This window comes from Autumnicola tepida, from assembly GCF_031846485.1.
GTDB lineage: Bacteria > Bacteroidota > Bacteroidia > Flavobacteriales > Flavobacteriaceae > Autumnicola > Autumnicola tepida.
In genome coordinates this window covers 1-924 of record NZ_JAVRHQ010000082.1, presented here as the reverse complement: position 1 = coordinate 924, position 924 = coordinate 1, and the positions used below count along the sequence as shown (strand labels likewise).

The 924-nt window shown below is 31.1% G+C and carries 2 protein-coding genes; both read left to right on the top strand.

Translation table 11 applies throughout. The features are described from left to right. Positions 1-134 precede the first annotated feature (134 nt). Positions 135-380: a DUF6364 family protein gene (locus RM553_RS19465; RefSeq protein WP_311536630.1), complete on the top strand. Its 246-nt coding sequence runs from the start codon at positions 135-137 to the stop codon at positions 378-380. Beyond that, positions 377-790 carry a type II toxin-antitoxin system VapC family toxin gene (locus RM553_RS19460; RefSeq protein ID WP_311536629.1) on the top strand — a complete coding sequence of 138 codons (414 nt, stop codon included), beginning with the start codon at positions 377-379 and terminating at the stop codon, positions 788-790. The genes RM553_RS19465 and RM553_RS19460 overlap by 4 nt, the downstream gene beginning before the upstream one ends. Positions 791-924 lie beyond the last annotated feature (134 nt).

Sequence of the window (924 nt, the reverse complement as noted above, 5' to 3'; positions counted from 1 at the left end):
CCGGCCTAGCTGAAAAATTCAAGTCTTCAATCGCAACTTGCATTAACCGCGGCCGTTAGCCACAAGCAAAAAATCAAGATTTTAGTAAGGTTTTACGTGATAAATAAATATATTTGTACGTAAAATGATTTGTGATGGATAAAAAATTGACATTAAGTCTCAATGAAAGTATTATAGAAACTGCAAAAAGATATGCAAAAGCCAATAATATTAGTTTATCAAAATTAATAGAATCTTATCTTGGATCTTTAACTAAAGAAGAAATGAAAAAAATGGAAATTTCTCCACTTGTGAAAAGTTTAAGTGGTGTCATTACAGTTGATGAGAATTACGATCCACAAGATGATTACACACAATATTTAATCGAAAAATATAAATGAAAAGAATATTAATTGATACTAATATCGTAATCGATTTACTCTCAAAAAGAAAAGAGTTCTATAATGAAGCTGCAAGATTATTCACTCAAGCAGATAAACAAGAAATAAAACTGACAATTTCATCACTAACTTTTGCAAATACAAACTACATACTGAGCAAATTAAAATCTCCAAGAGAAGCGAGAGAAATTCTAAGAAAGTTTAAAGTGCTTGTTGAAGTTTTAAGGTTAGATGATAAAATTACTGAGTTAGCATTAAGTGACGAGAGTTTTCCTGATTTTGAAGATGGATTGCAGTATTATTCTGCCATTGAAAATGATATCGAAATAATAATAACAAGAAATAAAAAAGATTTTAAAAACTCGAAATTACCAGTATTAACTGCTAAAGAATATTTGGCGACCCAGTAATTTTGCCAGTGGCTAACAACGGTTAATCGCCAATAGCCGGTAGCGTTAGAAAGAAAATAATTAACTTGACCAACAAACAAATACTAAGCCGACTAATTCGCGTCCCCTACTCCGCCAACTGGCGATAACCGAAA